The sequence below is a fragment of the Streptosporangium sp. NPDC006013 genome (genome assembly GCF_040614275.1).
GTDB lineage: Bacteria > Actinomycetota > Actinomycetes > Streptosporangiales > Streptosporangiaceae > Streptosporangium.
The window spans coordinates 1-2,089 of sequence record NZ_JBEXUE010000860.1 but is presented as its reverse complement, the minus strand read 5'-3'; the positions used below and the strand labels follow the sequence as shown (position 1 = coordinate 2,089).

General features: G+C 72.7%; 1 protein-coding gene and 1 pseudogene. Both read left to right on the top strand.

Annotated features, from left to right (window positions below):
• Window positions 1-462: pseudogene (locus ABZ260_RS50395) on the top strand (hypothetical protein); the annotation flags it as partial.
• A 246-nt stretch (window positions 463-708) separates the two neighbouring features.
• Window positions 709-1,956 carry a TIGR03118 family protein gene (locus tag ABZ260_RS50390; protein ID WP_355632907.1) on the top strand — a complete coding sequence of 416 codons (1,248 nt, stop codon included), beginning with the start codon at window positions 709-711 and terminating at the stop codon, window positions 1,954-1,956.
• The last annotated feature ends 133 nt before the right edge of the window (window positions 1,957-2,089 follow it).

Genomic DNA, 2,089 nt, shown 5'->3' with positions numbered 1-2,089 from the left:
GAGGACCCCTACCTCTCCGACATCGTCGAACGGACCTCGTTCGACCAGATCTACGACGAGCACTTCTTCTTCATGGCGGCCGGTTCCGCCTTCCTGGTCAGCCCGGGAACCACCCCGAAACTTCTCGACGCCCTCGCGGCCGGCGGGGTGCCGTTCCTGCCCGGCGCGGCGACCGCGTCCGAGGTCATGGCGCTGGCCGAGCGCGGGGTGACCGAGATGAAGTTCTTCCCGGCCGAGGCCGCCGGCGGCCTGCCGTACCTGAAGGCGCTCGGCGGCCCGCTGCCGCAGATCAGGTTCTGCCCGACGGGCGGCATCAGGCTCGCGACCGCCCCCGACTACCTGGCACTGCCGAACGTGGGCTGCGTGGGCGGTACCTGGCTCACCCCCGCCGACGCGCTCGCCACCGGTGACTACGCACGGATCGAGAAGCTGGCCACCGAGGCGGCCGCCCTCCGCCGCTAGCTCGCCGGCAGGACTCCGCGGGCGTGCCCGTCCTCCCTTGGCTCGCCCGCGGTCATGAGCCGGCCGTGACCCGGTGTGACGCTCGTGAGATCAGGCCCATGGCCGCCCTACCCGGCGGCCATGGGCCATCCCTTTTCCGCCCGGCCGGCTCCTCGCCGGTCCCGGCCACCGGGAAACGGGCTGAACCGGGTACGGGCCCCGCGCGTATCTCGCGGCGAAAGGCACTCCCTCACAGAGGAGCCATGAATGCGAGTACGCATCGTCACGATCTGCGCCACGGTTCTGGTCGTGGGCGTCGCCGGTACGGCGTCCGCCGGGACCCAGCAGGCGCAGAACGGAGCGAAACAGGCCCGGGCCGGAGCCGGTCAGGCGAAATCCTGGACCGGCCACGCGCAGGCCGGAACGCAACGCACGCAGAGCCGTTTCTCGGTCACCAACCTGGTCTCGGACGTCAGCGGACGGGCGGCGGTCACCGACCCCGCACTGATCAACCCGTGGGGACTGGCCATGGGCAAGACCCTCTGGGTCTCGGCCGCGGGCAGCGGCCTGGCCACGGTCTACTCCGGCGGCGCGGGCACCGTGAAGCAGGAGAGGACCCAGGTCCGCGTCCCCGGCGGCAGGCCCACCGGGCAGGTCGTCAACATGGGCGAGGAGTTCGTCGTCAAAGGACCCGGCGGTTCGGGACCCGCGACGTTCATCTTCGCCAGCCCCAGCGGGGCGATCACCGGCTGGAACGCCGAGGCCGACCCGGATGACGCGATCATCAGCGCGTTCGTGAAGGGCGCCGACTTCAAGGGCCTGGCCCTGGCCCAGACCAACCGGGGGCCGCTGCTGCTGGCCGCCGACTTCGCGGGCAACCGGATCCACGTCTTCGACGGCGACTTCGAACGGATCATGACCAGCCGTCGCGCGTTCCGCGACCCGGGCCTGCCTGACGACTACGCGCCGTTCAACGTGGAGGTCGTGGGCCGCTCCATCCTCGTCGCGTACGCCAAGCGCGACCCCGAGACCGGCAAGTCGGTGGCCGGGCAGGGCAAGGGGTTCATCAGCCAGTTCAACGGCTCCGGCCGGTTCGTCGGCCGCTTCGCCGCGCGGGGGGCACTCAACGCGCCCTGGGCGATGACGCCGGCCCCGAAGGGGTTCGGCGCCCACTCCGGAGCCCTGCTCGTCGGCAACTTCGGCGACGGCCGGATCAACGCCTACAACCCGCGCAACGGCCGCCCGCTCGGCCCGCTGCGCTCCGCCGACGGCAGGCCCATCACCCTGGGCGGCCTGTGGGACCTGGAACCCGGCACGGACGCCGTCGGCGGCACCGGCTCCCTGTGGTTCAGCGCCGGCAGCGACGGTGGCACCCACGGCCTGCTCGGCCTGATCCGGCCCGCGGGCGCCGCCACCCCGACGGCCTCCCCCTCCGGCGGCGCCTCCCCCGCGCCCTCGCCCTCACATTCAAGCTCCCACGGCTCCGGTTCCGGCAACTCCGGCTACGGCTACTGACGGACGGCCGACGGGCACGAGGGCCCTGGGCCTCGCAGGCGGGGCAGCCGTTGGCCGGTTCGTGCCTGGCATCGGCCGCCTCAAGTAACCTCGCCCCCCGCCGCCGACGGCGTGAGATCCGGCACACCAGCCC